The sequence below is a fragment of the Flavobacterium sp. 9AF genome (genome assembly GCF_902506265.1).
Classification (GTDB): Bacteria; Bacteroidota; Bacteroidia; order Flavobacteriales; family Flavobacteriaceae; genus Flavobacterium.
The window spans coordinates 1,607,971-1,633,522 of record NZ_LR733556.1; the positions used below are offsets into that span (position 1 = coordinate 1,607,971).

At 29.8% G+C, this 25,552-nt stretch carries 20 protein-coding genes; 7 read left to right on the plus strand and 13 right to left on the minus strand.

The genetic code is table 11. The features are described 5' to 3' along the window. The first annotated feature begins 85 nt into the window (after positions 1-85). The 5 genes from HALO113_RS07480 (at position 86) to HALO113_RS07500 (ending at position 10,380) form a co-directional block, all read left to right on the plus strand. Positions 86-1,699 (plus strand): sensor histidine kinase, encoded by a 1,614-nt coding sequence (locus HALO113_RS07480; protein ID WP_159778426.1) that lies wholly within the window; start codon positions 86-88, stop codon positions 1,697-1,699. 15 nt (positions 1,700-1,714) lie between these two features. Beyond that, positions 1,715-2,365, plus strand: coding sequence for a LytTR family DNA-binding domain-containing protein (locus HALO113_RS07485; RefSeq protein ID WP_159778427.1), 651 nt, complete (start codon positions 1,715-1,717; stop codon positions 2,363-2,365). A 92-nt stretch (positions 2,366-2,457) separates the two neighbouring features. Further along, positions 2,458-3,819, plus strand: a complete 1,362-nt coding sequence (locus tag HALO113_RS07490; RefSeq protein WP_159778428.1) for a LamG-like jellyroll fold domain-containing protein — start codon at positions 2,458-2,460, stop codon at positions 3,817-3,819. Positions 3,820-4,075: 256 nt separating this feature from the next. Continuing rightward, on the plus strand, positions 4,076-7,408 hold the full coding sequence (locus tag HALO113_RS07495; protein ID WP_159778429.1) for a LamG-like jellyroll fold domain-containing protein: 3,333 nt from the start codon (positions 4,076-4,078) through the stop codon (positions 7,406-7,408). A 131-nt stretch (positions 7,409-7,539) separates the two neighbouring features. Next, entirely contained in the window at positions 7,540-10,380 is a 2,841-nt protein-coding gene (locus tag HALO113_RS07500; RefSeq protein WP_159778430.1) for a LamG-like jellyroll fold domain-containing protein, read from the plus strand. Between the two features lie 185 nt (positions 10,381-10,565). On the opposite strand, the gene HALO113_RS07505 is transcribed toward HALO113_RS07500, so the two are convergent. From HALO113_RS07505 to HALO113_RS07515, 3 genes are read right to left on the minus strand one after another with little or no spacing between them, the layout of a single operon-like run. Then, entirely contained in the window at positions 10,566-11,024 is a 459-nt protein-coding gene (locus HALO113_RS07505; RefSeq protein ID WP_159778431.1) for a DoxX family membrane protein, read from the minus strand. A gap of 7 nt (positions 11,025-11,031) precedes the next feature. Beyond that, on the minus strand, positions 11,032-12,138 hold the full coding sequence (locus HALO113_RS07510) for an HmuY family protein (RefSeq protein WP_159778432.1): 1,107 nt from the start codon (positions 12,136-12,138) through the stop codon (positions 11,032-11,034). 21 nt (positions 12,139-12,159) lie between these two features. After that, a complete protein-coding gene (locus tag HALO113_RS07515) occupies positions 12,160-14,268 on the minus strand; it encodes a TonB-dependent siderophore receptor (protein ID WP_159778433.1) in 2,109 nt (702 codons plus the stop codon). 114 nt (positions 14,269-14,382) lie between these two features. On the opposite strand from HALO113_RS07515, the gene HALO113_RS07520 reads away from it, so the two are divergent. Together HALO113_RS07520 and HALO113_RS07525 are read left to right on the plus strand one after the other, a co-directional pair. Continuing rightward, on the plus strand, positions 14,383-15,273 hold the full coding sequence (locus tag HALO113_RS07520) for a DUF6607 family protein (RefSeq protein ID WP_159778434.1): 891 nt from the start codon (positions 14,383-14,385) through the stop codon (positions 15,271-15,273). A gap of 6 nt (positions 15,274-15,279) precedes the next feature. Beyond that, entirely contained in the window at positions 15,280-15,627 is a 348-nt protein-coding gene (locus HALO113_RS07525) for a DUF6686 family protein (protein WP_159778435.1), read from the plus strand. Positions 15,628-15,661: 34 nt separating this feature from the next. On the opposite strand, the gene HALO113_RS07530 is transcribed toward HALO113_RS07525, so the two are convergent. The 10 genes from HALO113_RS07530 to HALO113_RS07575 form a co-directional block, all read right to left on the minus strand. Then, positions 15,662-15,991, minus strand: coding sequence for a 2Fe-2S iron-sulfur cluster-binding protein (locus HALO113_RS07530; protein ID WP_159778436.1), 330 nt, complete (start codon positions 15,989-15,991; stop codon positions 15,662-15,664). A 27-nt stretch (positions 15,992-16,018) separates the two neighbouring features. Beyond that, complete coding sequence (locus tag HALO113_RS07535) at positions 16,019-16,381, minus strand: four helix bundle protein (protein WP_159778437.1); 363 nt, start codon at positions 16,379-16,381, stop codon at positions 16,019-16,021. Positions 16,382-16,414: 33 nt separating this feature from the next. Next, positions 16,415-17,473, minus strand: a complete 1,059-nt coding sequence (locus HALO113_RS07540; protein WP_159778438.1) for an NAD(P)/FAD-dependent oxidoreductase — start codon at positions 17,471-17,473, stop codon at positions 16,415-16,417. A gap of 84 nt (positions 17,474-17,557) precedes the next feature. Beyond that, complete coding sequence (locus tag HALO113_RS07545; RefSeq protein ID WP_130733409.1) at positions 17,558-17,797, minus strand: NifU family protein; 240 nt, start codon at positions 17,795-17,797, stop codon at positions 17,558-17,560. Position 17,798: 1 nt separating this feature from the next. Next, complete coding sequence (locus tag HALO113_RS07550; RefSeq protein WP_159778439.1) at positions 17,799-18,941, minus strand: Mrp/NBP35 family ATP-binding protein; 1,143 nt, start codon at positions 18,939-18,941, stop codon at positions 17,799-17,801. Positions 18,942-19,090: 149 nt separating this feature from the next. Beyond that, positions 19,091-20,383 (minus strand): TolC family protein, encoded by a 1,293-nt coding sequence (locus tag HALO113_RS07555; RefSeq protein ID WP_159778440.1) that lies wholly within the window; start codon positions 20,381-20,383, stop codon positions 19,091-19,093. Then, entirely contained in the window at positions 20,376-22,802 is a 2,427-nt protein-coding gene (locus HALO113_RS07560) for an ABC transporter permease (RefSeq protein ID WP_159778441.1), read from the minus strand. Before HALO113_RS07560 ends, HALO113_RS07555 begins: the two co-directional genes overlap by 8 nt. Before the next feature lie 24 nt (positions 22,803-22,826). Then, positions 22,827-23,624 carry a GIN domain-containing protein gene (locus tag HALO113_RS07565; RefSeq protein WP_159778442.1) on the minus strand — a complete coding sequence of 266 codons (798 nt, stop codon included), beginning with the start codon at positions 23,622-23,624 and terminating at the stop codon, positions 22,827-22,829. A 34-nt stretch (positions 23,625-23,658) separates the two neighbouring features. After that, on the minus strand, positions 23,659-24,792 hold the full coding sequence (locus HALO113_RS07570) for a transglutaminase domain-containing protein (protein WP_159778443.1): 1,134 nt from the start codon (positions 24,790-24,792) through the stop codon (positions 23,659-23,661). Positions 24,793-24,851: 59 nt separating this feature from the next. Next, complete coding sequence (locus HALO113_RS07575; protein ID WP_159778444.1) at positions 24,852-25,550, minus strand: ABC transporter ATP-binding protein; 699 nt, start codon at positions 25,548-25,550, stop codon at positions 24,852-24,854. Positions 25,551-25,552: the final 2 nt, after the last annotated feature.

Genomic DNA, 25,552 nt, shown 5'->3' on the forward strand with positions numbered 1-25,552 from the left:
GGTTTATAACGCTTTAACCAAATGACTTATAATGCTTAGTAAAAAAAACAGTTTTTTCTTAATTATTGTACTTACAAGCCTTTTTATGAATGGGCAAAAAGATTATAATACTAAAATTGATTATTATGTATCGCATTTTCAATATGACTCCGCTTATTATTTTACTCAAAAAGGAATCAAAGAAAATAAAGAAGACAGCCAACTAAAAGCGAATTATTATATTCGATATGCCAAAATATTAAAATCACTTTCTAAAGCAGATAGTTGTTTTTATTTTTTAGACAAAGCTGAAAATTATTATAAAAAAGAAAAAGACACTAATGAAATATTTCATATTTTAACCCTTAGGTCTGAAATTTCAAGATATTTAGTAAAGCAAAATTTAGCCAATAGTTATATCTACAATGCTGAAAAATTATTTAAAAAGAATACTAATTTGCAATACAAATATTACTTCTTAAATAGAAGAATGGCTATCCTTGCAGAGTATTACAATACGACACCAGATTCTCTTAATAAAGTCAAAGAAATTGGAAAAATAATTCTTGAAAACGCAGCTGAAATTAAAGACAAAGCTATAATTGTTTATACTTTAAATGAAATTGGCTATTTAGATTTTAATAGAAATCCTGAAAATGCTTTACCTTATTTTCTAAAAGCCTATAAAGTTGCAAAAGAATATGATATAAAAATTGCTTTTATAGACGTTTGTATTAATCTGGGAAGATTCTATCAACAGAAAAAAATAGATATTAATTCCGCTTCAAAATATTATCAAGAAGCAGTAAATCAAGCTAAAATTATAAATAATTTATGGCAAATTCAACAATGTTATAATGAATTAAAAAACATTAATACGTTAGATAACAACTTTAAAGAAGCAATGCTTTATGGTGATTCATTAAATGAAATCAATCAAAAAATTTCATTATATTCTAGTAATAAAAAATATGAAATTTTAGAAAATAAAATTATTATTGATTTAAAAGAAAAACAATTAAAAACAACTAAGAAAAACATTTATTATTTATTTACGGTTTTATTCATCTCTCTTTTAGGCTTTTTTATCCTTATCTTTTACAGTAAAAAAATTCAGCAAAAAAACAAATTACTTGAAAAATTATCAGAAGAAAATCAATTTCTAATTAGTGAAACCAATCATCGAGTAAACAATAATTTACAGTTGATTACTTTATTAATAGCCGACACTTTAAGAAAAAAACAAAATGAAGAAAATAAAAACGATTTTATTCGAATTTTGTCAAAAATTGAGACAATAGCTTCTCTTCACAGACATTTGTATAAAAATAAAAACAAGAACGAAATAGCTTTAAATGAATACCTCTTTGAAATTAAAAATAACTTTAACGACATTGCTAAAGACAAGAATATAAATATAGATTTTGTTATTGATGATTTAAAAATCCATTCAGATGATGCTATGTATCTAGGATTATTGATAACCGAATTAATCATTAACTCAATAAAATATGCATTTATAGAAAATCAAGAGAAGAAAATTACTGTAAACATAAAAAAAGAGCTTCAAAGTCTTCATTTTGATTATAAAGACAACGGTAAAACAAGTATTAATAAAGAAATACATCCAAAATTAATTCATCAACTTTGTTTACAATTAGAGGTGGAATATACGATCGACACTTCTAATGGATTTCAACTTTCATTTTTAAAAAAATAAATATACCATCACTCTATGCTTAAAATTCTAATTATAGAAGACCAAGTACTTATCGCCAATCATATTAAAGATATACTTGTTGAAAATAATTACACCAATAATGATTTAGCTTACAAATTATCTCAGGCAACTTTAAAATTAAAAGATTTCAATCCCAATTTAATTTTATTAGACATTAATGTGGAAGGCAAGGATTCGGGTATTATTTGGGCGCAAGAAAATTTAAACGATCAAAAAGTGATTTTTATTACGGGCCAAACGGAAATAGAAACCATAAAAAAAGCATTAGCCTCTAAACCTATTGCTTATTTAACCAAACCTATCAAACCAATAGACTTAATTGCAGCTATTGAATTAGCTATTGAACAATCTAAACTAAACCATATTTCCATAAGAGAAGGTTATAATGAAATTAAATTAGCTATAGAAGACATTCTCTTTCTCAAAAGTGACAAAAATTATATTGATATACAAACCACATCAAAAATTATTACTTTGCGTAATTCTTTAGACAATTTTCATGAAGAATTAGACAAAAATCAATTCTTAAGAGTACATCGTTCTTACATTGTAAACAAAAATAAGATAACCAGCAAAAGCAATAATTTTATAAAAATTAATCAATTTGAAATACCTATTTCAAGGACATTTTCGTTCAAATTATAACTTTTATATACAAACTTTTACCATTCGTCCCATGAAAAGAAAAAGAATAGTTATTTGATTTACTTTTGTATCCTAACTCTAAATCACTCTTTATGAAACAAAAATACTTTTTAACTTTCTTACTCTCTTTTGGTTTTATTCTAATTTTTGGACAAAACAATGCGATTAATTTAACTGGAAATAATGGGTTTTTTTTTTCTGGCCCAAATGGAACTACTAATTATGCATTAAACGCAACTAATTTTACTGTAGAATATGATTTCTATTTAAACGCTCCTGCTAATCAAAATGCAAGATTTTCTTCTGCTGCAGCGGGTTATTCTTTTGTTCCAAAGCCTATCGATTTTTATATCGATGGTGCTGGAAATTCTATCTTAAGACTTGGAGATGGTACCAATACCGAAACCATTTCTGGAACACCTTCGTTTTCCGTTGGACAATGGTATCATGTGGCATTTGCCGTAAACAACACGGCAACAAAAAATATTAAAATGTATGTCAATGGGGTTCCTGTCGTAGATTATAATTTCACCATACTATTAGGAACTAACACTACTTCTTATGATTATATTGGTTTTGGAAGCGGGAGTTCAACTAACATGGATTGTAAATTTGATAATTTACGCATTTGGTCCAGTCTAAGAACAGATATTGAAATTGCGACTAATTACAATAGTTGTTTAAATAATAACGAACCCAACTTGGATTATTATTTTAATTTTGAAAGAAGCAACAATGCTATAATTAAGAACCAAGTAATCAATCAAAGTTGTAAAATCGCTGTCGCTAGTTCAAGCGCAACCTATTCTACTGGAATAGGTTGTACCGTTCCTTATGTTCACGCACCCATAACCGTAACTGGTGATTATGCAGGTATTTATTATTATGTGGATGATGTAAACGGCAAACCTCATTATAAAACTGATGATTTCGACTGTAACTGTATATTAGCAGAAAGCCTTTGCGATTTTGCGAATAGTAATAATAATAATGCTATCTATGAAATTTATTGGGATAACACCCAATGGGTTTTAGTTCCTGGAGATTGTGTTTGGCTCTTTACTTCTTGTGCAAATACTACGGACTTCGAGCCAAGTTTATTAGCTACTAATGCTAATGACACTCCCTTAGCTCCGTGTACTGGATGGGTTTTTGACTCAGCAACAGCAAGTGGTACTTTTACTTCAGATGATTGTCCAGCTTTAAGTAATATGAGTTTTAATAGCGAAGGCTTTACGTTGTACCCAAATCCATCTAAAGGAATTTTCTTTATTTCGAGTACAGAAGCATTAAACCTAGAAATATTTGATTTATTAGGAAATAAAATTTTAGATCAAAAAATGGATACTCCAACCACTTCTTTTGATGTATCTAAAAATGCGAAAGGAGTTTACATATTAAAAGTGACAGATAAAAAAAGAAATACTAACTTTCGAAGAATCATAAAAGAATAAGAGGTCCATTTAAAAAAAGACTGTCTAAAAAGGTGTCACTCTGAATGTATTTAACTCCGTTGAATCTTCAATTTCAGAATCTTAAAAATGTTGATTATTAGTTTAATTTAGAATCTGAAACAAGTTCCGATTGACAAAAATCATTGCTTTTTGGATAGCTTTTTTTCATTCATATACAAACTTCTGCCATTCGTCCCTTTTAAAAGCCATCAATCCTTATAATATTTAATTTTACATCATAAAAAAACACTATTCTATGAAACAAAAATACTTTAAATTATTATGTGTATTATTTTGCCTTTCGAATTCAATGATGGGGCAAAATAATGCTATCGACCTAGCAGGAACAAATAATTATGTGAGCCTCCCCAATACTTATTCATTAAACAATTCAGGATTTACAATAGAATTTGATTTCTATATGCATTCCTTACAAAATTATAATGGTGGAGTATCTGCCACTACCAACACAGGCTTGCCACAGCCTATAGATTTTTATGTTGATAGCACGGGTAAAGCCAAATATGTTTTTGGCGATGGTGTAAACTATGAAATTATCGATTTAATCACATTAAATGCAGGGCAATGGTATCATATTGCTATTGTTCTAGGTCAAGACGAAATAAGTGTATATATTGATGGTGGTTATATATCTTCTTTTTTCCCTAATAATTTTGGTTTAATACCTGAATATGGTATCGGGAATGTTAGAATTGGTGACCGTATGGATGGTGTGACCAATGCTAATGCTAAATTTGATAATGTTCGTATTTGGTCAGTAGCAAGAACAAATACCGAAATAGCCAATAATTTTAACACCTGCTTGACAGGTAATGAAGCTGGTTTAGAAGTTTATTATACCTTTGAAAGTATTTCAGGAAATACCGTTATCGATCTTGCTACAGCTAATGGTAGTCAAGACGGAAACATTGTGGGTACTTTTTCAACTGCCTCAGGTGCTGGTTGTTCTCAAAGTATAAATAACACCGCTTTACCTACCACGAATTATACCACTCAAGTATATACTGGAGACAATAAAACACTAGCTACTCTTCAAGTTACCGGAACCGATATAAAATGGTACGATGCCTTTACTTCAGGAAACATATTAGCCCCTAGTACAATACTAAATGATAATAGTATCTATTATGCATCACAAACAATTGGAGGTATAGAAAGCAATCGCTTGCCAATAAGAGTAAAACGTATTTCTGACAACCAACAATATTTATGTGATGTAACCAATCCTACTGTTGCAGATTTATCAAGTACTCCTAGTAATGATGCAACAGCGCAGTGGTTTAGTGTTTCAACGAATGGAACTCCATTAACTACTACTGATGTATTAAATAATCAAGACTATTACATACAACAAATTACAACACCTTCTATAACAAATTTAGGAAATGGGTTTAGTGTACCCTGTGGTATAGCTATTCAACCCGACGGAAAAATACTTATCGCTGACTTTTTGAATAATTCAATTAAAAGAATGAATGCTGATGGTACTGGAGTTGTAACACTTAATTCTAGTTTTAATAAACCGCAAGGAGTAGCTGTTCAATCGGATGGAAAAATTATTGTAGCAGATACCTATAATAATAGTATCAAAAGAATGAATGCTGATGGCACGAATGTGGTAGTACTAGGTTCTGGATTTGCTAGACCTCAAGGAATAGCAATACAAGCAGATGGTAAAATTGTGATAGCTGACAATGAAAATAATGCTATTAAACGTATGAATAATGACGGTACGGGAATCGTAACGCTTGGAACTGGATTTATGTTACCTTATGATGTAGCCATTCAATCGGACGGAAAAATTATTGTTTCCGATTATGGAAATTCTAGAATTAAACGTATGAATGAAGATGGTACTAATATAGTAACTCTTAGTACAGCATTAAGTTCGCCTATAGGCGTGGATGTTCAAGCTGACGGAAAAATTATTGTGACCAATTTAGGTACAAACGAAATAAGAAGAATGAATAGTGATGGAACCGGAATAGAAACATTAGCTTCTGGTCTTAATGGTCCTTTTGGTGTAACGGTTCAACCGGATGGTAAAATTGTATTTTCAGATTCAAATAATAATTTGATAAAAAGAATAACGGAAGCCACTATTACAAATAGAGTTCCTGTTGTGGTTAAAAACTTGACCGCTACAATTTCTAATGTAAATGGTGTAAGTACATGTGGTGCCGAAGACGGAACGGCTACTTTAATACCAACTGCTGGTGTACCGGTTTATGCTTACCAATGGTCAGACAATGGTACAGCTGCTGCTCGTAATGATTTAAAGGCTATAACTTATACTGGTACTATTCAGTATTTAAATGGCTGTATTGCTACTGCAACAATTACAATAGATGATGCACCATTTACAAGTCCTACGGTAACATCACCAGTAGTTTATAATCAAAATGATACTGCAGTACCTTTAACAGCAACCTCAGGAAGTGATGACTTACTTTGGTACACTTCTGCTACGGGAGGAATAGGTGATAATAATGCACCAACGCCTAGCACAAGTACTGTGGGCAGTACTTCTTATTTTGTTTCAAGTACTTCTATTTACGGATGTGAAAGTGAAAGAACAGAAATTGTAGTTCAAGTAGGCCCTTTACAACCTGCTAATTATCTTACATTTAAAGGGGATAATGACTACATAGAATTAACTCATTTTGAAAAACCAAATGTATTTACCATTGAAGCATGGGTAAAGACCAATTATGATTATAACAACACAATTATTTCATGGTCAAAAAACTCTAATGATACGAGCCATACCAAATTGCGTGTAGATGATGGAGATGTAGATTTTTACATTTATGACTATGTAAACGATATTAATAATACCATTTCTTCTTCTATAAGTATTAATACTAATTGGCATCATATAGCAGTAGTTAAAAATGCGAATGCAACCAACAATTTAGAAATTTATATTGATGGGGTTTTAGGTGTAACTGGTACTGCAAATATCAATATTACGTCAGATAATTTATTTATTGGAGGAAGATCCTATAATAATTTAACCCCTTCTGAATTATATGGAGGAGGATTAGATGAATTACGTATTTGGAATATTGCTAGAACTGTTACAGAAATTAATGCTTCTAAAGATTGTGAGTTAATAGGAAATGAAAGTGGATTATTAGCTTATTACAAATTCAATCAAGGTAATGATAGCGCAGATAATACAACTGTTACTACATTATTGAATGAAGTTTCTGGAGGATCAAATGGTACATTACAAAATTTCACTTTAAGTGGTTCACTTTCTAATTGGTTAGCTGGATCTGCAGTGGCTTCTGGAATCACTTGCGCAAGCTTATCTAATACTAATTTTAATAATTCTGAAGATTTCTTAATATATCCAAATCCATCTTCAGGTATCTTCAATTTACACTTAAAACAAGCTGCAACAATTGAAGTTTTTGATTTATTAGGAAATAAAATTTTAGAACAAAAAGTGGATACGCCAACAACTTCTTTTGATGTATCTAAAAATGCGAAAGGAATTTATATCCTAAAAGTGACGGGTAAAAACGGAAACACTACCTTTAAAAGAATCATAAAAGAATAAGAAATCTATTAAAAAAAGACTTGTGAAAATCAAGTCTTTTTTCATTCATATACAAACTTCTGCGATTCGTCCCTTTTAAAAGGGACGAATCCTTATAATATTTAATTTTACATCATAAAAAATACTATCCAATGAAACAAAACTACTTTAGTTTATTACTTGTATTATTTTGCCTTTCAAATACCTTATTCGCGCAAAATAATGCTATCGACCTTGCTGGAACAACTAATTATATTAGTATTCCTAATACCTATTCTTTAAATAGTAATGCATTCACTGTAGAATTTGATTTCTATATGAATAGTTTGCAAAATTATAATGGAGGTGTAACTTCTACATCAACAATAAATTCTAATATTCCTGAACCTTTAGATTTTTATGTAGATAATACAGGCCAAGCTAATGTAGTTTTGGGTAATGGTTCGCAATTTGAAACTATTAATTTAACCACTTTAAGTGCAGGACAATGGTATCACATAGCTATAATTGTGGATAATGTAACTTTGAGAGCGCATATAAATGGCAACTTAGCTGCTCTTTCTCTTATAAGTGTTCCTCTATCAAGTACAGGAAACATTAGAATTGGAGATCGTATGGATGGCGCAACCAATGCCAATGCTAGATTTGATAATGTGCGCATTTGGTCTGTTGCAAGATCTGCAACAGAAATACAAAATAACATCAACAGTTGCTTAATTGGAAATGAAACTGGTTTAGACATCTATTATACTTTTGAAAATATTTCTGGCAACACGGTTGTTGATATTGCAAGTAATAATGGTAGTCAAAACGGTACTATTGTTGGTACAACATCAAACACTACTGGTACAAATTGCACACCAAGTGTTCCAGCAGCACCTACAACTTTATATGCTACACAAATTTTTACTGGTGACAATAAAACAGTGAGTGACCTCCAAGCAACAGGAAATAATATTAAGTGGTATTATGATGCTGCAGGTAATTCATTATTACCAAATAATTATCCTTTATATGATAATTTAACGTATTATGCTTCCCAAACTGTAACAGGTGTAGAAAGTACCAATCTTTTACCCGTAACATTAAAAAGAGTTTCTAATAACACACAAATTGTACCTTCTACAAGTACTGTAGCAAATTTAGTCGCTACTACTAGTACAGGTGCAACCGCAAAATGGTTTACAACCGCTTCAGGTGGCACAGCACTTAGCAATACGGATGTAATAACTCCTGGTACCTATTATGTAGAGCAAGTAATCCCAACAACTATTCAAACGCTAGGTAGTGGTTTTAATAGTCCAGAAAGTGTTGCTATACAAGCTGATGGTAAAATTGTTGTAGCAGATACACAAAGTCATTTAATAAAACGCATGAATGCTGATGGTAGTAATATCGTAACATTAGCTTCCGGACTTAACTTTCCTGGTGGCTTAGCTATACAATCAGATGGTAAAATTTTGTTTACTGAAGCAAACAGCACTACTATAAAACGTATGAATGCTGATGGTAGCAACATAGAAACATTAGGGTCTGGATTTAGTGGACCTTATGGAATTGCCATTCAAGCTGATGGCAAAATCATAATTACTGACGCCAATGATTACCTTATAAAACGTATGGATGCAGATGGTAATAATATTGTGACTTTGGGTAGTGGATTTAATAGTCCTACAGGTGTTACTGTACAGGCTGATGGTAAAATTGTCCTAGGCGACACAAATAATAATGCTGTAAAACGAATGGATTCTGATGGCAGTAACATTGTAACTTTAGGTTCCACTTTTAATCGCCCTTTTGGAGTTGTTATACAAGCTGATGGTAAAATCGTGGTAGCAGATGCAATCAATGATGTTATTAAACGTATGGATGCAGATGGCACTAATATTGTAACTTTAGCTTCAGGTTTTGATCGTCCTTTTTCGATTGCGATTCAAAATGATGGCAAAATTGTTGTAACGGATACTTATCATGATGCTATTAAGCGTATAACTGAAGGATCAACAAGCAACCGTGTAGCGGTACAAATAACCACTACCTCTACAACGGCTTCTTATTTAAATTTTGATGGGAATAAAGATTATATTCAATTAACTCATTTTGAAAAACCCAACGAGTTTACCATTGAAGCATGGGTAAAAAGTGATTATGAGAATGGAAATATTGTATGTTGGGGCAAAAATTCAACCGATACAAGTCACACAAAATTAAGAGTTAATGATGGAGATGTAGATTTTTATATTTATGATTATGTGAACGACATAAACAATACTATTTCGTCTTCAATTAGTATCAATAGCAATTGGCATCATATTGCTGTAGTCAAAAATGCGAATACAACCAACAATTTAGAAATTTATATTGATGGTGTTTTAGGTGTAACGGGTACTGTAAATATCGATATTACTTCTGATAATTTATTTATTGGAGCAAGAGGTTATAACAATTTAGCACCAGGAGAATTGTTTGATGGCGATTTAGATGAAGTTAGAATTTGGAATACTGCAAGAACGGCTACTGAAATTAATGATTCTAAAGATTGTGAATTACTTGGAAATGAAAGTGGTTTATTGGCTTATTACACATTTAATCAAGGGTATGACCAAGCAAATAATAGTACTGTTACTACTTTAATAAATTCCGTTTCTGGTGGTTCTAATGGTGTATTAAATAATTTTAATCTTTACGGAACAACTTCAAATTGGTTACATGGTTCTCCTTTAACTTCTGGAGTAACTTGTGCTAGTTTAGGGAATAGTTCATTTAGCAATTTTGAAGATTTCTTGGTATATCCAAACCCTTCTTCTGGAATTTTTAATATTGATACAGACCAAGAAATTGAAATCCGTGTTTTTGATATTTTAGGAAAAGAAATAATTACAAAAACTAATCGCAAAACAATAGACATTTCAAGTTATTACAAGGGCGTTTATTATTTGGAGATTATCTCTAAAGACGGAGGAAAGAGCTTACACAAATTAGTTAAGAAATAATGAAGTTTTTTCATAAATATAAACTAGAAACACTATTAACCATCTTATATATAGTATTGATTTTACTTGCTATTTATATTTATCAAATGTAAAAGAAGAGGCTGTTAAAACAGCCTCTTCTTAATTAAAAGAAAGTATTTCTTAATTACAAAAACTACTTTCAACTAAAAAAATTAACAAAAAATCTAATTGAATTTTAAAATACCCTTGTCAAATAATAAAGGTTTCCATATCTTAAATGAAAAGGCAATTAAAATAATATTGGCAATTAAAAAGGTAAGCGTTAAGATAAGTTCACCTAGTTCATGCGGTTCTAAAAATAAATGAAATAAAAAGATATTTATGGTTATGGGTAAAACCAATACTGCACCTATTCTAGAGCAAACTTGACTGATGAGCAACAATCCTGCAAAAAGTTCAGCAAGTCCAAGAAATTGCCAGAAAAAACCAGATTGTTTTAATCCAAACACATAATTTTTAATTTTTAAAACTTCTTCATTTGGAGCTACTTCTTCGCCTTTTTGCACTTTTTCGATTATCTCTGTTGGTTTAGATGAAGGCTTAAATTTATTTAAGCTACCATAAATCATAAAACCGCCCAAGTACAAGTTTAATAGTATAATTACAATTTTAAATGCTTTCATGATACAATTACTTTACTATTTTATATTCAAATACAGGATAACCTCTTTCACCACTATCATTCGTTAAGGCTAAAAATCTAAGTTTGTATATATTTTCTTCCCCATCTTTTATGATATAAAAACGATCATCTTTTATACTTGGTAAAGAACTAGGTCCACCACCATTTCTCCATGAAGAACCAATAACTCTTTGATCAGTAATAGATGTAGCAAATTGAGTCTCATCAACATTCGCTAAAGAAAAGCTTTCAAATTCTGTAGCTGTTTGTGCTGCTTCAGTTGCTAAAACTTCATACACTTTAGTACCTCCTAAAATATTTGTAGTAATAAAATCTGAAAAATAATAGGTAATACTCGAAGTTCCGTAAGGATAATAATTGGTAAATCCACTAAAATTTAAATCCCATTTTGCTTGTTTGGGTTGTACATTTACAATTTGTCCGCTATTTAAACTTACAAAAACGAAGTTATATTCTGCATTTTTTGAAATAACTACCGACTGAGCAGTTGTTGCATCTAAATCAGCATATTGAAGTAAATAATCATTACCTTGTTTTGTAATTCTAATCTTTTTCCATCCTCTTGCATTTCCATCCATAGCAACCGAACCTGTCGTAGGTGTAGCATTTCCTACTTCATAACCTAAATTCACGAGATATACTTTGTTCTCTTGATTATCTGTTGAAATTTCAGCAATTGCTGTACCTTCACCATTTCCATTTCCTTCTAAAATTCCAGTGGGATTATCTACATAACCCATAGTAGATAAAGTAGAATAACCTACAGCGACACTAGCATCTTGTGTTTGAATTTCAGTTATATCTGTAGAAGTGGTTTGCTTAACAGCCATTTTTATAGAACCATTAATAATTACTCTAAAATCAGCATCAGTAGAGAATCCTAAGTCCCAAGAATCTCTTAAGATAGCAGTTTGTTCATTAGAACTTAAATCGACATATACTTGATTTTGTTCATTAGGACCACCAAGTAAAGGAGAAACTATAGCTTCAGCAACTGGAGCATTTTGATTGTTGCTTTCAGAACCATTATCATCATTAGAACATGATATAAATAGAATGGAAAATAATGTGAATAAGAAAAATTGATTTTTCATAATATAAAATTAATTTGGTTATTAAAAATTTAGATTACAGGTTAATTTTAAAAAATAGCTTCTGCCATAAGCTAATAATATCTGTGATGAGACTTCGTGTCCACCGCTTTGATTTAAATTGGATTGATTTACGTTATTAACATCTAAAAGATTTCTAGCGCCCAGTGTTAACTCAAAAATGTCGTTATAAAATAGCTTCCTGACAGATAAGTCTAACCAACTATACGGTTCAATTTCTGACAAAAGATAGCCGTCTGTTGCAGCAATATATTGTTGCGTCTTTCCTGTAAATTTATAATATGCAGAAAGTATAGTTTTGTATTTTAAGAAGGTGTATGAAACGTTAGAATTTAAGTTGAAATTATACAAAAAAGTATCGTCTGAGGAAAATTCTAAATTATCAATTTGTCTTGAAATACCAGTTAAAGAACCTCCTAAAGAAAAATTCCATTTTTTTGATTGATAATTATTTGACCATGTAAAATTTAAACTCCTAAACTTACTTATGTTTATATATTCATAAATAGGTGTTGCTCCTTCAAACCCAGTTAATGCACTAGTAATTTTATCGTTAACAAGTAAATAATTCGTTATGAAATTAGATTTTAAATACCCATTATTTAAATCCAGTTGTTTTTTAAGGCTTATTTCATAAGAGGTACTTTTTTCAGGAACTAAATTTTCATTTCCAACAAAATAATGACCGTCAAAAATGATTTGATTATAAAGTTCTGTAAATGTTGGCGTTCTATACGATTTGCCCAAAGAAGCTCTAAACTCATAATTTTTAGGCAACAATATTCGGTTTCCAAGTGAGGCCGCATATTGGTTTTTAAATAAAGATTGAAAAGAATATCTAAGACCAGAACGAATAGAAAAAGAATCGCTCAAATTGATTTCAGAAATACTAAAAAAGTCGATATTATCTATACTTTTACTGACTTCTTTTTCTTGATTATTTTCTTCATCTACAATTGCAAAGCCTTTATTTTTAATGGCTTCATAGCCTAATTGTAAATCCATCTTAGAATTTGAAAAAGAAGGGTTAAATGTACCAATTGAATAAAAAACCTCCATCGATTGATCTTTTCTTTTAATAGAATTCAATTCAACATCATTTGTAATATTATATCTATATTCCTCCGTTTCTCTCTTTTGATATTGGTAAGACAATGACACATTATAATTCCATTTAGAAAACATTTTGCCTACTGCATTTAAATGATTATATAATCTAGAGGTAAAATATTTTTGATCATCACCATACTTGTATGCCCCATACATTGTATTATAACCAGACTGAACTGTTGCACTATAATAATCCACTTCTTCATCTAGTTTTTCAAACTTGTAAAACATCCTAAACAAATCATTTTTATAAGATAGAAGTACATTATTCTGCCATTGCTCTTTTGGTAACCATGAATATCCCCTAGTGCCATCATTTATAGTATAAGTTTTACCATTATTATTTCCTAAAAAACCTTTAAAATCATTTCGATTACTGCCTATACTTACAAACCAGTTCTCTTTAAATTTATGAGATAACTTTACATTTTGAATATGTCGTCCTTTTTCAAATAAAGAAAACTCTTTCCCTACAGTTTCTTCTTGTAATGAGGTGGTAATATTCCATTTTTTATTGCTTGTTTTTTTAGTAATGATATTTAAGATTCCTGTTACAGCATTAGCCCCATGAGTAACTCCCATAGAACCTTCAATAATTTCAATTTGCTCAATATCATTTAAATTAATTTGAGATAAGTCGATATTATTTCCAAATCCAGATTCATTAACTAAAGGCACATTGTCAATGAGTATTTTAAAATATCCTGCATCTAATCCAAACATAGCAACAGTAGATTTTCCAGAATTACTACTAGGTCTAACTGTAATGTTTATATATTGATTTAAAATATCTCCTAAATGGGTTGCTCCAAGATTAGCAATGTCTTCAGATGAAATTATCCTAACATTGTGAACTGATTTTTTTAACGATTGCGGTTCTATTTGGCCTGTTAAAACCACTTCTTTTAAAGCATGCATTTGTAAAGAATCTTGTTCTTTATTTTGAGAAAAAATGACAAAAGTATTCAAACTAAATAGCAGGGCAAAAGATAATTTTTTCATTATTTAGAATTAATCTTAATAAAATTATTTTTGCAAATATATATGTTATTTTTATTTGTTCTAAATTAATTTAATATTTTTGTATCAGAAATTTTTTAAAATTAAACTATAATCATGAACAAATTATTTACCATTTTGATTGCATTTATCTCATTTCATTCGAGTTATGCACAAGAAAAACAAAAAGACATCGAATCTATTAAAAAAATGTGTGGATGCTATGAAGTAAAATTTAATTTTACCGAAACATTTCAAACCATAAATGATTCTACACATAAACCATCACCAACAAAAAAAGATTATGGATTAGAATGGGTAGAACTTGTAGAGGATACTCCTAATAAATTAGTTCTTCAGCATTTGTTAATTGTTAGTGATAATATGATTATAAAACATTGGAGACAAGATTGGTTATATGAAAACACTACTTTATACCAGTTTGAAAAAGATAATACTTGGAAATATGTATCATTACAACCTAAAGACGTTAAAGGGCAATGGACACAAAAAGTATATCAGGTAGATGATAGTCCGCGTTATGAAGGTACTGCATCTTGGATACATAAAGATGGTAAAGACTACTGGATGAACACCACTGACGCGCCACTACCAAGAAGAGAACATACTATTCGTAAAGATTATAATGTATTAGAGCGAAGAAATATTCATGAAATAACTTCTTATGGTTGGTTACATGAACAAGACAATAGAAAACTAGTGCGAGATGGTAAAGGGAATGATACTGAAATTGCACAAGAAAAAGGACTTGACTTGTATGTTAAAGTAGATAATTCGAAGTGTTTAGCGGCACAAAACTGGTGGAAAGTAAATCAAAAGCTTTGGAAAAATGTGAGAGAAAAATGGCAAACCGTTTTTAACAAAAAGCAAAATATTCAATTAGAAAGTACCGTAGATAACAAACCGTTATTTTCACATTTATTTGATTTAAAACCAGAAACAAAAAAAGAGGAAACAGATAAAATTATTGATTCATTTGTAAAATAAATCACTATGTGCAATCATTTTAAATACTTAACAAAAAACAAAAATGGCTTTTTAATTTATTGTTTTAAATCTAAAGCCTATCAGTTGTCTTATAAAAACTTAAATTTTAATTTATCTGATTATGAGTTAAATAGCTTAGTTAAGTATTTAAAAAACATAGATTGTTCCTATTGGGAAAAAGAATATGAGAATTCTATTTATGAGAAAAAAATTCCAATTCCAACCCTGCAAAATAATTTTATGATTCTCTTAGAACGTCATGAAGTTGCTGAATTAGTATCATTATTAGACTTTAAAAAGAAACCTGGATTTCTTTCATATATAGATATTAATTATCCCATGAACTTAAATTAAAAAGCGAGATTAAAATCTCGCTTTTTAATTTATTTTATTGTTCAGGTGCAATCTCTAATTCTAAGCCATCGAGATCTTCTGTTAGATGTATTTGACAGCCTAAACGGCTATTTTCTTTAACATGATAGGCCTCAGAAAGCATAGCTTCTTCGTCATCGTTCCGTTCAGATTTTAAAACATCATTTAAAACATAACACTGACAGGAAGCGCACATGGCCATTCCGCCACAAATACCAATAGTTCCTTCTTCTGCTAATTCATAAGAACGAATTAACTCCATAACATTCATATTCATATCGGTAGGAGCTTGTACTTCATGAAGTACTCCATTTCTATCTGTGATTTTTATGGTAATATCTGTCATTAATTAAAAGTAATTAGGAGTTAGTTTTTAGTTATTAGTATTTTTATTCATAGAATTTATCAAGCCATATAACATTTTTGAAATTTGATTTGTCATATCTAGAATCGATTTCGACTTTTCTAAACTTACAAAATTTAATCGAATAGCTAAATATAACATCGAACGAACTTCACTAACTGAACCAAGAGAAAAAAATAAAAAACGAGTAAAATCAGCATTTGAACTCCTTTCAAAACCTTCAGCGATATTATTTGAAATCGATACAGTAGCTCTTGTAATTTGGTCCTTAAAAGCAAAATCTTTGCATTCTCTAAAAATTGAATAAATTTCAACTGCTAAATCCTGAGATTTTTGCCAAACTATTAAATCTTCAAATTTTTGCACAGCCATCCTAAATCCAATTTCCTAACAACTAACAACTATTTAATCTATCGATTTTACAACTGCTTTTTCAGCTTCTTTACGTGTTCCATCAAAACCATCTACACCAGAAACAGTTGTATATTTTAAAACATATTTTTTCCCAGGATTTAATTTATTATACACGCTTTGACACATTAAAGTCGCTTCATGAAAACCACAAAGTATCAATTTTAGTTTACCTGGATAAATATTCACATCACCAATAGCGTAAATTCCTTCCACATTGGTTTGATAATCTAAGGCATTATTCACCTTAATCGCATTTTTTTCAATTTCCAAACCCCAATTCGCAATAGGTCCTAGTTTTGGTGTTAATCCAAAAAGTGGAATAAAATAGTCTGTCTCCACATTCATGCGTGCGCCATTGATTTCAATATCTAAAGATTGGATACGTTCGCTTCCTTTAAAACCAACAACCTCAGCTGGAGTGATTAATTTAATTTTCCCTTCAGATTTTAATTCTTGTACTTTTTCAACAGAATCTAAAGCGCCTCTAAATTCATTTCTTCGGTGTACCAAAGTGACTGATTTAGCCACATTAGAAAGGAAAATACTCCAATCTAAAGCAGAATCTCCACCACCTGCAATTACAATATTTTTATCACGATATTTTTCAGGATCTTTTACAAAGTAATCTACACCACGATCTTCTTGTTCATAAAACTCGATGTCTTTTAAAAGTGGTTTTCTAGGTTCAAAAGTACCTAATCCACCCGCAATTGCAATGGCTTTCGCTTTATGAGGTGTTCCTTCTTTTGTGGTAACAATAAAAGTACCGTCTTCTTGTTTTTGTATTGTTTCGGCAGTTTCTCCTAAAGTAAAACCAGGTTGAAACTGTTTGATTTGCTCCATTAAGTTGTTCACTAAATCCCCTGCTAATACTTCTGGATAACCTGGAATATCAAAAATGGGTTTTTTAGGATATAATTCTGCTAATTGTCCTCCTGGTTGAGGCAATGCATCAATAATATGACATTTTAATTTAAGTAATCCTGCTTCAAAGACCGCAAAAAGCCCTGTAGGACCAGCTCCTATGATTAATATATCTGTTTCTATCATGTATTCAAAAGTTTAAAATCAAACAATAAATAAGTTCAAATTTCTATAATTTAAACCTGTTATTCTATGACTTTTATCATTTAATTAAGCAATGTTTTCTACCGTTTCAATTTGAGGTACATACTTTTTAATCGTAGTTTCTACTCCCGCTTTCATGGTACTAATACTTAAACTACAACTAGTACAAGCTCCTTCTAAACGAACTTTTACATGCTTATCATCTACAATATCCACTAATGAAATGTCTCCTCCATCTGAATTTAAAAAAGGGCGAATTTCATTTAATGCTTTTTCGATGTTTTCTATGATTTCTTCTTTATTCATCTTATTTTCCTTTAACAGCAGCACAACCTGCCATTGTCGTTATTTTTATGGCTTCTGTAGCCGGTAAATTTTCATTTCTATTGACAGTCTCTTGAACCACATTTCTTGCTAGTTCTTCAAAAGCTTTTTCTAATGGTGTTGCTGTTTGTAAAGCAGCCGGACGGCCATAATCTCCAGCTTCTCTAATACTTTGCACCAAAGGAATTTCACCTAAGAAAGGCACATTCAAATCTTCAGCTAAATTTCTAGCTCCTTCTTTTCCAAAAATGTAATATTTATTGTTAGGTAATTCTTCAGGAGTAAAGTAGGACATATTTTCAATGATTCCAAGAACGGGTACATTAATACTTTCATTGGTAAACATGGAAACTCCTTTTTTAGCATCTGCCAATGCAACAGCTTGAGGTGTACTCACTACAACAGCACCTGTGATTGGTAAGGATTGCATAATAGACAAATGAATATCTCCTGTACCTGGTGGTAAATCAATTAACATAAAATCGATTTCTCCCCAATTCGCATCAAAAATCATTTGGTTTAAAGCTTTAGCAGCCATTGGTCCTCTCCAAATTACTGCTTGATCGGGCTTTGTAAAGAAACCTATCGAAAGTAATTCCACACCGTAACTTTGCACGGGTTGCATTTTGGATTTCCCATCCACTTCAATTGATATAGGCTTTGCATTTTCAACATCAAACATGATAGGCATCGAAGGTCCATAAATATCGGCATCTAAAACACCAACTTTAAAACCCATATTAGCTAAAGTAACTGCTAAATTAGCTGTAATTGTAGATTTCCCTACTCCTCCTTTACCCGAAGATACAGCAATAATATTACTGATTCCTGGGATAGCTTTCCCTTTTATTTGATTAGGTGTATCTTCTTTTGCTGGAGTTTCAACTTTAATATTTACTTTTATTTTAGCTTTTTCATATACTTTTTCATGAATGACTTTCATGATATCTACTTCAGCTCTTTTTTTGATATGCAATGCAGGAGTACTCAATACTACATCTACCACAACTTCGTCTCCAAAAGTAATCACATTTTGAACAGCTCCACTTTCAACCATATTCTTACCTTCTCCAGCAACCGTTATTGTTTCAAGAGCTTTAAGAATTTCTTTTCTATCTAACTTCATTGTTTTTTACTATTTAAAAGTTTAATTGTAAATGATTTGAATCATTTATTTAAACTAATTCTGAATTGCAAAGATAGTTAGAAGTTTAAAAGTTTAAAAGTTTATATCTTTAAACTTTGTAAATAATAGCATAAGATTTTTCTATTTTATTATAACTGATTAAACTCTATTAGATTCTTTTTGAAATGAGTATATTGAATTTGCAAATTATTCTTTAAAACTTCATATTCAGAAAGCAACAAATTATTCTTTGCCATTGAAAAAGTATAAGCGTCTGTTTTTCCTAGTACAAATTTTGATTGTGTCGTTGTAAATGTTTTTTGAGCGAGGATAAGAATTTCGTTTAATTTTTTTTGGAGCACAATATAGTTCGCTTCTTTTTCATTTTCTAAAAGTAATTGATTTTCTAATTTTTGCTTTTCTTGTTCTATTTTTAAAACATGTTGTTCTTCTTCAATTTTAGCTGCATTTATTTTTTTATTGTTTTTAAAACCGTTGAAAAGCGGTACATTTAATTGTATGCCAAATTGTTGGTTTTTATTATTCTTAAGTTGGTTTTCAAATCCTTCTATCATATTATCCGAATGATTTAAAGGTTTATAGTAAAAAGATGAGATTTGATAAAATGCTGATAAAGTAGGCAAATTATTTGCTCTTAAACTATTCCTTTCTATTGTGCTTTTTTCATGATTAAATTTTGCAAAAGAAATTTTTGGATTGTTAAAATTATATTGAAACTCTTGTATTTCAACCTCAATTTCTAAATAAACCTCATTTATAGGATAAACAGTATCGTTCATTAACTGAAATAATGCTGCTTTATTTAGATTCAACAACTGATTGGTTTCAATAATTTTCTTTTCTTCTTGTAAAAACAATAGTTCCATATCGTACAAATCGCTTTTGGGTTTGCTTCCTAAATCGACTTCTTCAGAAATTCTAGCTAAATTATTTTTTAAATTTTCAATTTGCTTTTTTTGAATTTTAAGCAATTCTTGAGTAATTAAAGCTTGATAATAACTATCTAATATTTGCAATTTATATTCGTTTTCTATAATTTCTTTCTCTGCTTGGGCTAGTTTTATATTGATATTGTTTTTTTGAGCATTAGTAATGGAATTGAAATTCAACAAATTCATCTGAGCATTTAAATAGAAATTATCATATTGAATATTAGAACTTACTCTACCATTTGTCGCAGGATCTATTGTAGAACCGAAATTATAACTTTGACTCCCAAACAAATTCACTGTTGGTAACATTTCATTCAATAGAGAAACATTCGTTTTTTTAATCTTTTTTATCTCTAATTGCTTTATCTTAGTTTCGATGCTATTTTTAAGTGCTGTATCTATGCATTTTTGTAATGACCAAGATTGTTCCTGGCCATTTACAAAAAGACTTTTAACTAACAAAAACGACAAAAGGAACAATCTACTCATATTTTAGATATTTTAAAACATCTACTTTTGTAGCTTGATATGCTTTCGAAAGAACAATTATGAGTGTTAAAAAGAGGAGCACCACAAATCCTATTACAAAAGGAATAAAAGAAACATCTATTCTATACGCAAAATTATTTAACCAAAGGTTTAATAAATAATAAGCTGGAAAAATGGCCAATACAAATCCGATGAGACAAAAAAGAACATATTGTTTTGATAATTCTTTTAACAAAACATGCGTTTCTGCACCTAAAGTTTTTCGAATGGCAATTTCTTTCATCCTCCTTTGAATGGAATAGCTTGCTAAGGCAAAAAGTCCAAAAAGAGCTATTAGTATTACAATAATATTTAAAAAGGAAAAGACATTTTTTTGATTAATAAATTTATCAAAAGTTTTAGCATAACTTTTATCTACAAACTCATAGTTAAAAGGATAGTCTGTATCTACGTTTTTTATCCAAAATTTCTCTATAGCATTTAAAGTTGACTCTAAATTTTCCGCATTAACTTTTACATATATTGTATTCACGTTTTGCAACATCCAGTCAATCGTTTTAAAATGAAAAAAAGACATGGGAGGAATTTCTGCTTGTGGGCCATATAAATGAAAATCTTTAACCACTCCTATTATTTTTAAATCTTTACCATTCCAACTAATTGTTTTACCGATAGGGTCTTTTTCACCTATCATTCGTTGTACCGTTTCATTAATTAGCATAGAATTAATTGTATCTGAAGCAAAATTTGAGTCAAAATTTCTTCCTTCTTTCATTTCTATTTTTAACATTTCCAGCAATCCAAAATCGACTGCCATATTTTGTCCTTGAACATTTCTATCTTTATATTGAAAACTAGAAGATGAAGATGCCCCATCACCAAATTTAAAAGTTCCTGTAGATACTTGATTTACACCTTGTATTTTACTAATCTCTTGTTTAATAGTATGGTATCTTGTAAGTAGTTTTTTCCTGTACCCTTCTTCTTTATAATCATAAGGATTTCTATATGAAATAGCAATTACCTGATCTCCTCTAAAACCTAAATCCTTATTTAACATGTATTTTACTTGCTCATAAACCACGTAAGAACCTACGATAAAAAAAGTAGCAATAGCAAATTGAAGTATTAATAAACCGTTTCTAAACCAAATTCCACTTTTACTTCTAATAAAATTTCCTTTAATAACTTTTAACGTTTCAAAATTAGATACATAAATAGAAGGGAATATTCCTGCTACAACTATGGTAATAATAAAGATGAAAATTATTTGCAAATAAAATTGCTTTCCGTGTATGATTAAATCTTTATCTAAAAAATCATTATAAAATGACAAGGATAGTTCTACAATGACTAATGCTAAAAAAATAGAGAACAAAACTAAAATTACAGTTTCAAAAATAAATTGTTTCACAATATTACTTTTTGTTGCACCTAAAACTTTTCTTATTCCTACTTCTTTTGCTCTTTTAACCGCATTAGCTGTGGCTAAGTTCACGTAGTTTACAATGGATAATATTAGAATTAAAATAGATAATCCAAATAATATCAAAAGTGTTTGATAATTTCCTCTTCCTTCAGGGTAACCATGTGCTTTTGAGTGCAATCGAGAAATTGCAAGTGGCTCTAAAATATTTTTTATTGAACCGTATTTGTCTTTGTACTCTTCTATTGAAATCCCTTCATCTTTAGCTTCTTTACTCAATTTATACTTTAAAAACAACGCGTCCAATTCATTTTCAACTTTTTCCTTTTTAAGAGGATCTTTAAGTTTTAAAAGTAATCCATAATTAAAATTACCCCATTGATCTTTATTTTCTAATAATTGCTTATCAATAATGTTTGTAACTGCTTCTGGTGCAATTGAAGATTTTTTATTTAATCTATAAACCCCTCTTACAACTAATGTTCTTCCAGAATAATGAACTTGTTTCCCTATTGGATTAACATTCCCAAATAATCGTTTAGAAACTTCTTCAGATAAGGCAATACTATTATTATCTTGAATAGCTGTTTTTGGATCTCCTTTAATAAATTTGAAAGGGAAAAATTCGAAGAAATTATTTTGCGCATCAAATATTTTTTCAATTAATTCTTTTTTACCATTATATTCTATTATTTCATTGTAGTACCAAGTATTAAAATAACAATGTGATGCTACATCTGACATATCTTTAATATAAGATTCTAAAGGGCTTGCCGTATAACCCCAAATAATCCCTTCTCCTAAATCGCTAATTACTTGGTGTATTCTTTCTTTTTCTGGATTCCAAGCATTATAACTTTGTTCTTCATTCCAATACAAAATAGCAAATATTAACCCTGCTATTCCTATACTTAATCCAGTAATATTAAGAAAAGTAAAAAGTTTATTGGTTTTGATATGATATAGGAATAAATTTATCCAATTTTTTAACATAACTGTTGGTTTTTGATTTGATGATTATTTGTTAATTATGGCTCCCGATGAATTTTGCTCTTTATTTATTTGTTTGGGGTTGCCATAATATTCTATTCTACCACTAGAAGTAGCCTTAGCTTCCAATGATTTAGTTACACTTATTGAAACACTTGCAGATGAGTGTGCTTCTAGTTTTGCTTTTTCTACCGTTAACTCTTTTAAATTACAACTAGCAGAACTATTTGTTTTTACATTTATACTCGAAGTGTTTCCAGTGAGATCAACAGCACTTGAACTTGATGATTGAAGTGTTGTTGAGGCAGCATTTATTTTCCCTTTTAACAAGGCACTTGAAGACACGTCAATTGTTAAATTAGAAGTGATAAAGTTTCCATATAAATAGGCTGAAGAGCTTAAATTAATATTTAAATTCGTTGATTTATTTATATTTTCTATTTTAATTTTTGCAGAAGAATTGGCTTCAATGTTTTCTAAATTTGGTCCAGAAACAACAACTTTTAATACTTGAAAAGTAATTCCATTTACACTTTTTACATTTTTAAAATGGAGTGATTTTTTTTGTTTGCTACTTTTAATTTCTTCTGTATCAACGTAAACTTTTAATGTTTCATTTTCTACCACTGTTTTTATCAACCTCAACTTTTCATTATCATCTGTTTCAACTTTTAGGCTTTTAGTATTAGAAACTGTATAAATAATTTCTACCGCTGTTGAAGCTCTTAATTTTGTAAAGTTGCTAATATTTCTATTTTCTGAAACTTGTGCAGCAGCTACAAATCCTATTAAAAAGGTGGTTAATGTGATTATTATTTTTGACATGATTTTAAGTATTTCATCTTTTATTTATCTTAAACTATTCTGGTTTATTCCAAAAAATTTTTGGATTATTTGTTTTATAATTTATAAACTTCACTCCTGTTTTATTGTTTGTTTCTTCCATTTGTGGTGTTTGCACAATACCGTCGAGAGGTAAAAGTTCTACATAAACAATTTCTTTGTCTTTTTTTACTGTTTCACTATCATATTCACTAACTAAAGGGGTTAAAAAACGATATAGGTTCTTTGCCATATAATTTTCTAAATATTCTTCTTTAGTTTTTAGATATTCTCTATTCCAATTAGCATCCGCATTTAGCACTAAAGGTTGACCAGTTATAAGTCTATCTCTTACTTCTTCTATTCCTAATAAATTCCCTTTTTCGTTCATAACATAGGCATCAAAAGTAGGATCTATCCAAATCCATTTTTCTAATTCAGTACTATATACCATATTTATTACATGACAATCTTCAAATTCTGTTTCTTTGGGCATACATGTTACATGTCTAGATTTTATATTAAGTGAGAGATAACATTCATTTAAAATTGTTGCTAACATTCTACAGTTGACTCCTCTATTTTCAGATTTACATATTTTTATTAAATCAATAGCGTTTTTAAGCGTTGGATTATCACTTCCCCCATCGTGCTTAACCAAATTATGCACCCAATGCATTAAGTTGAATATTTTAGATAGTTCGCTTCCTTTACCCGCAATGGAATCTAATTTTAATTCTTGTCGAATTTTAATCAGGCTTGGATTATCATTAGATTGATAAGTAAACTTTGGAATAAATCGAATATCATTGTTATTGTATTCAGAAGCCTTTTTTAATTTAGTTAAATAGGATTCAACATATTTAATTTTAGTAAGTGCTTTCTTCTTCCCTTTGAGAAGTACAATAAAATCAAAATCGGTTAATTCTGTTATTGGTATTGTGATTGAATCTAAATCTGTAATAAAAACTAAATTTTCTCCTATTGCAGTTGTATAAAATATATCTGGAGAAATTTCTGGAGAAATTTTCCAATTTCCTTTCCCAAATTCTTTACCATTTCTTATGTCTGCAAATTCAGAATTGGCTTTTATAATTTTTAAATCCTTTTGTGAAAACACATTTTGAATTAATAGTAATGTGAAAAGTATGATTAAAATTTTATTTTTCATGGTTAATTTCTTTGTAATTTTTAGTATAATATATTATGTAGCACAACAATTATTTATAGTTAAACAAATACTTCAACATTTCTAGAATTGTTTTTTTCTGAGAGTATCATTCCATCTTTCATTAAAATTGTTTTTTGTGAAAAAGAAGCATCATAATCTGAGTGAGTAACCATTAGAATAGTTGCGCCTTGTGCATGTAAATCAGTTAAAAGTTCCATAACTTCGTTGCCATTTTTAGAATCTAAATTACCTGTAGGCTCATCGGCTAAGATAATTTTTGGATTATTAATTAATGCTCTAGCTACAGCAACACGTTGTTGCTGTCCTCCCGAGAGTTGTTGTGGATAATGTTTTAATCGATGAGAAATACCTAATCTCTCAGCCATTTTTTCAACTTTTGCTCTTCTCTCTGATGCAGATACATTATTGTAAATTAATGGCAGCTCGATATTTTCAAAAACGGAAAGCTCGTCAATAAGATTAAAATTTTGAAATACAAATCCAATATTTTGCTTTCTTACTTTGGCTCTTTCTGTTTCTTTTAATCCAACCATTTCTTTTTCTAAGAGTTGATAACTTCCAGCAGATACACTATCTAGAAGTCCTACAATATTTAATAATGTAGATTTACCACTTCCACTTGGTCCCATTATGGTTACAAATTCTCCCTGATTGATTGTGATTGAAACCTCATTTAATGCTTTTGTTTCCACTTCTTCTGTTTGAAAAACTTTTGAGATGTTTTTAATTTTTATCATTT

Coding starts and splice junctions, on each gene's coding strand:
- HALO113_RS07480 (WP_159778426.1), top strand. CDS start 86: ATGAATGGGCAAAAAGATTATAATACTAAAATTGATTATTATGTATCG.
- HALO113_RS07485 (WP_159778427.1), top strand. CDS start 1,715: ATGCTTAAAATTCTAATTATAGAAGACCAAGTACTTATCGCCAATCAT.
- HALO113_RS07505 (WP_159778431.1), bottom strand. CDS start 11,024: ATGAAAGCATTTAAAATTGTAATTATACTATTAAACTTGTACTTGGGC.
- HALO113_RS07490 (WP_159778428.1), top strand. CDS start 2,458: ATGAAACAAAAATACTTTTTAACTTTCTTACTCTCTTTTGGTTTTATT.
- HALO113_RS07520 (WP_159778434.1), top strand. CDS start 14,383: ATGAACAAATTATTTACCATTTTGATTGCATTTATCTCATTTCATTCG.
- HALO113_RS07575 (WP_159778444.1), bottom strand. CDS start 25,550: ATGATAAAAATTAAAAACATCTCAAAAGTTTTTCAAACAGAAGAAGTG.
- HALO113_RS07565 (WP_159778442.1), bottom strand. CDS start 23,624: ATGTCAAAAATAATAATCACATTAACCACCTTTTTAATAGGATTTGTA.
- HALO113_RS07570 (WP_159778443.1), bottom strand. CDS start 24,792: ATGAAAAATAAAATTTTAATCATACTTTTCACATTACTATTAATTCAA.
- HALO113_RS07500 (WP_159778430.1), top strand. CDS start 7,540: ATGAAACAAAACTACTTTAGTTTATTACTTGTATTATTTTGCCTTTCA.
- HALO113_RS07510 (WP_159778432.1), bottom strand. CDS start 12,138: ATGAAAAATCAATTTTTCTTATTCACATTATTTTCCATTCTATTTATA.
- HALO113_RS07515 (WP_159778433.1), bottom strand. CDS start 14,268: ATGAAAAAATTATCTTTTGCCCTGCTATTTAGTTTGAATACTTTTGTC.
- HALO113_RS07535 (WP_159778437.1), bottom strand. CDS start 16,381: ATGGCTGTGCAAAAATTTGAAGATTTAATAGTTTGGCAAAAATCTCAG.
- HALO113_RS07525 (WP_159778435.1), top strand. CDS start 15,280: ATGTGCAATCATTTTAAATACTTAACAAAAAACAAAAATGGCTTTTTA.
- HALO113_RS07530 (WP_159778436.1), bottom strand. CDS start 15,991: ATGACAGATATTACCATAAAAATCACAGATAGAAATGGAGTACTTCAT.
- HALO113_RS07555 (WP_159778440.1), bottom strand. CDS start 20,383: ATGAGTAGATTGTTCCTTTTGTCGTTTTTGTTAGTTAAAAGTCTTTTT.
- HALO113_RS07550 (WP_159778439.1), bottom strand. CDS start 18,941: ATGAAGTTAGATAGAAAAGAAATTCTTAAAGCTCTTGAAACAATAACG.
- HALO113_RS07545 (WP_130733409.1), bottom strand. CDS start 17,797: ATGAATAAAGAAGAAATCATAGAAAACATCGAAAAAGCATTAAATGAA.
- HALO113_RS07495 (WP_159778429.1), top strand. CDS start 4,076: ATGAAACAAAAATACTTTAAATTATTATGTGTATTATTTTGCCTTTCG.
- HALO113_RS07560 (WP_159778441.1), bottom strand. CDS start 22,802: ATGTTAAAAAATTGGATAAATTTATTCCTATATCATATCAAAACCAAT.
- HALO113_RS07540 (WP_159778438.1), bottom strand. CDS start 17,473: ATGATAGAAACAGATATATTAATCATAGGAGCTGGTCCTACAGGGCTT.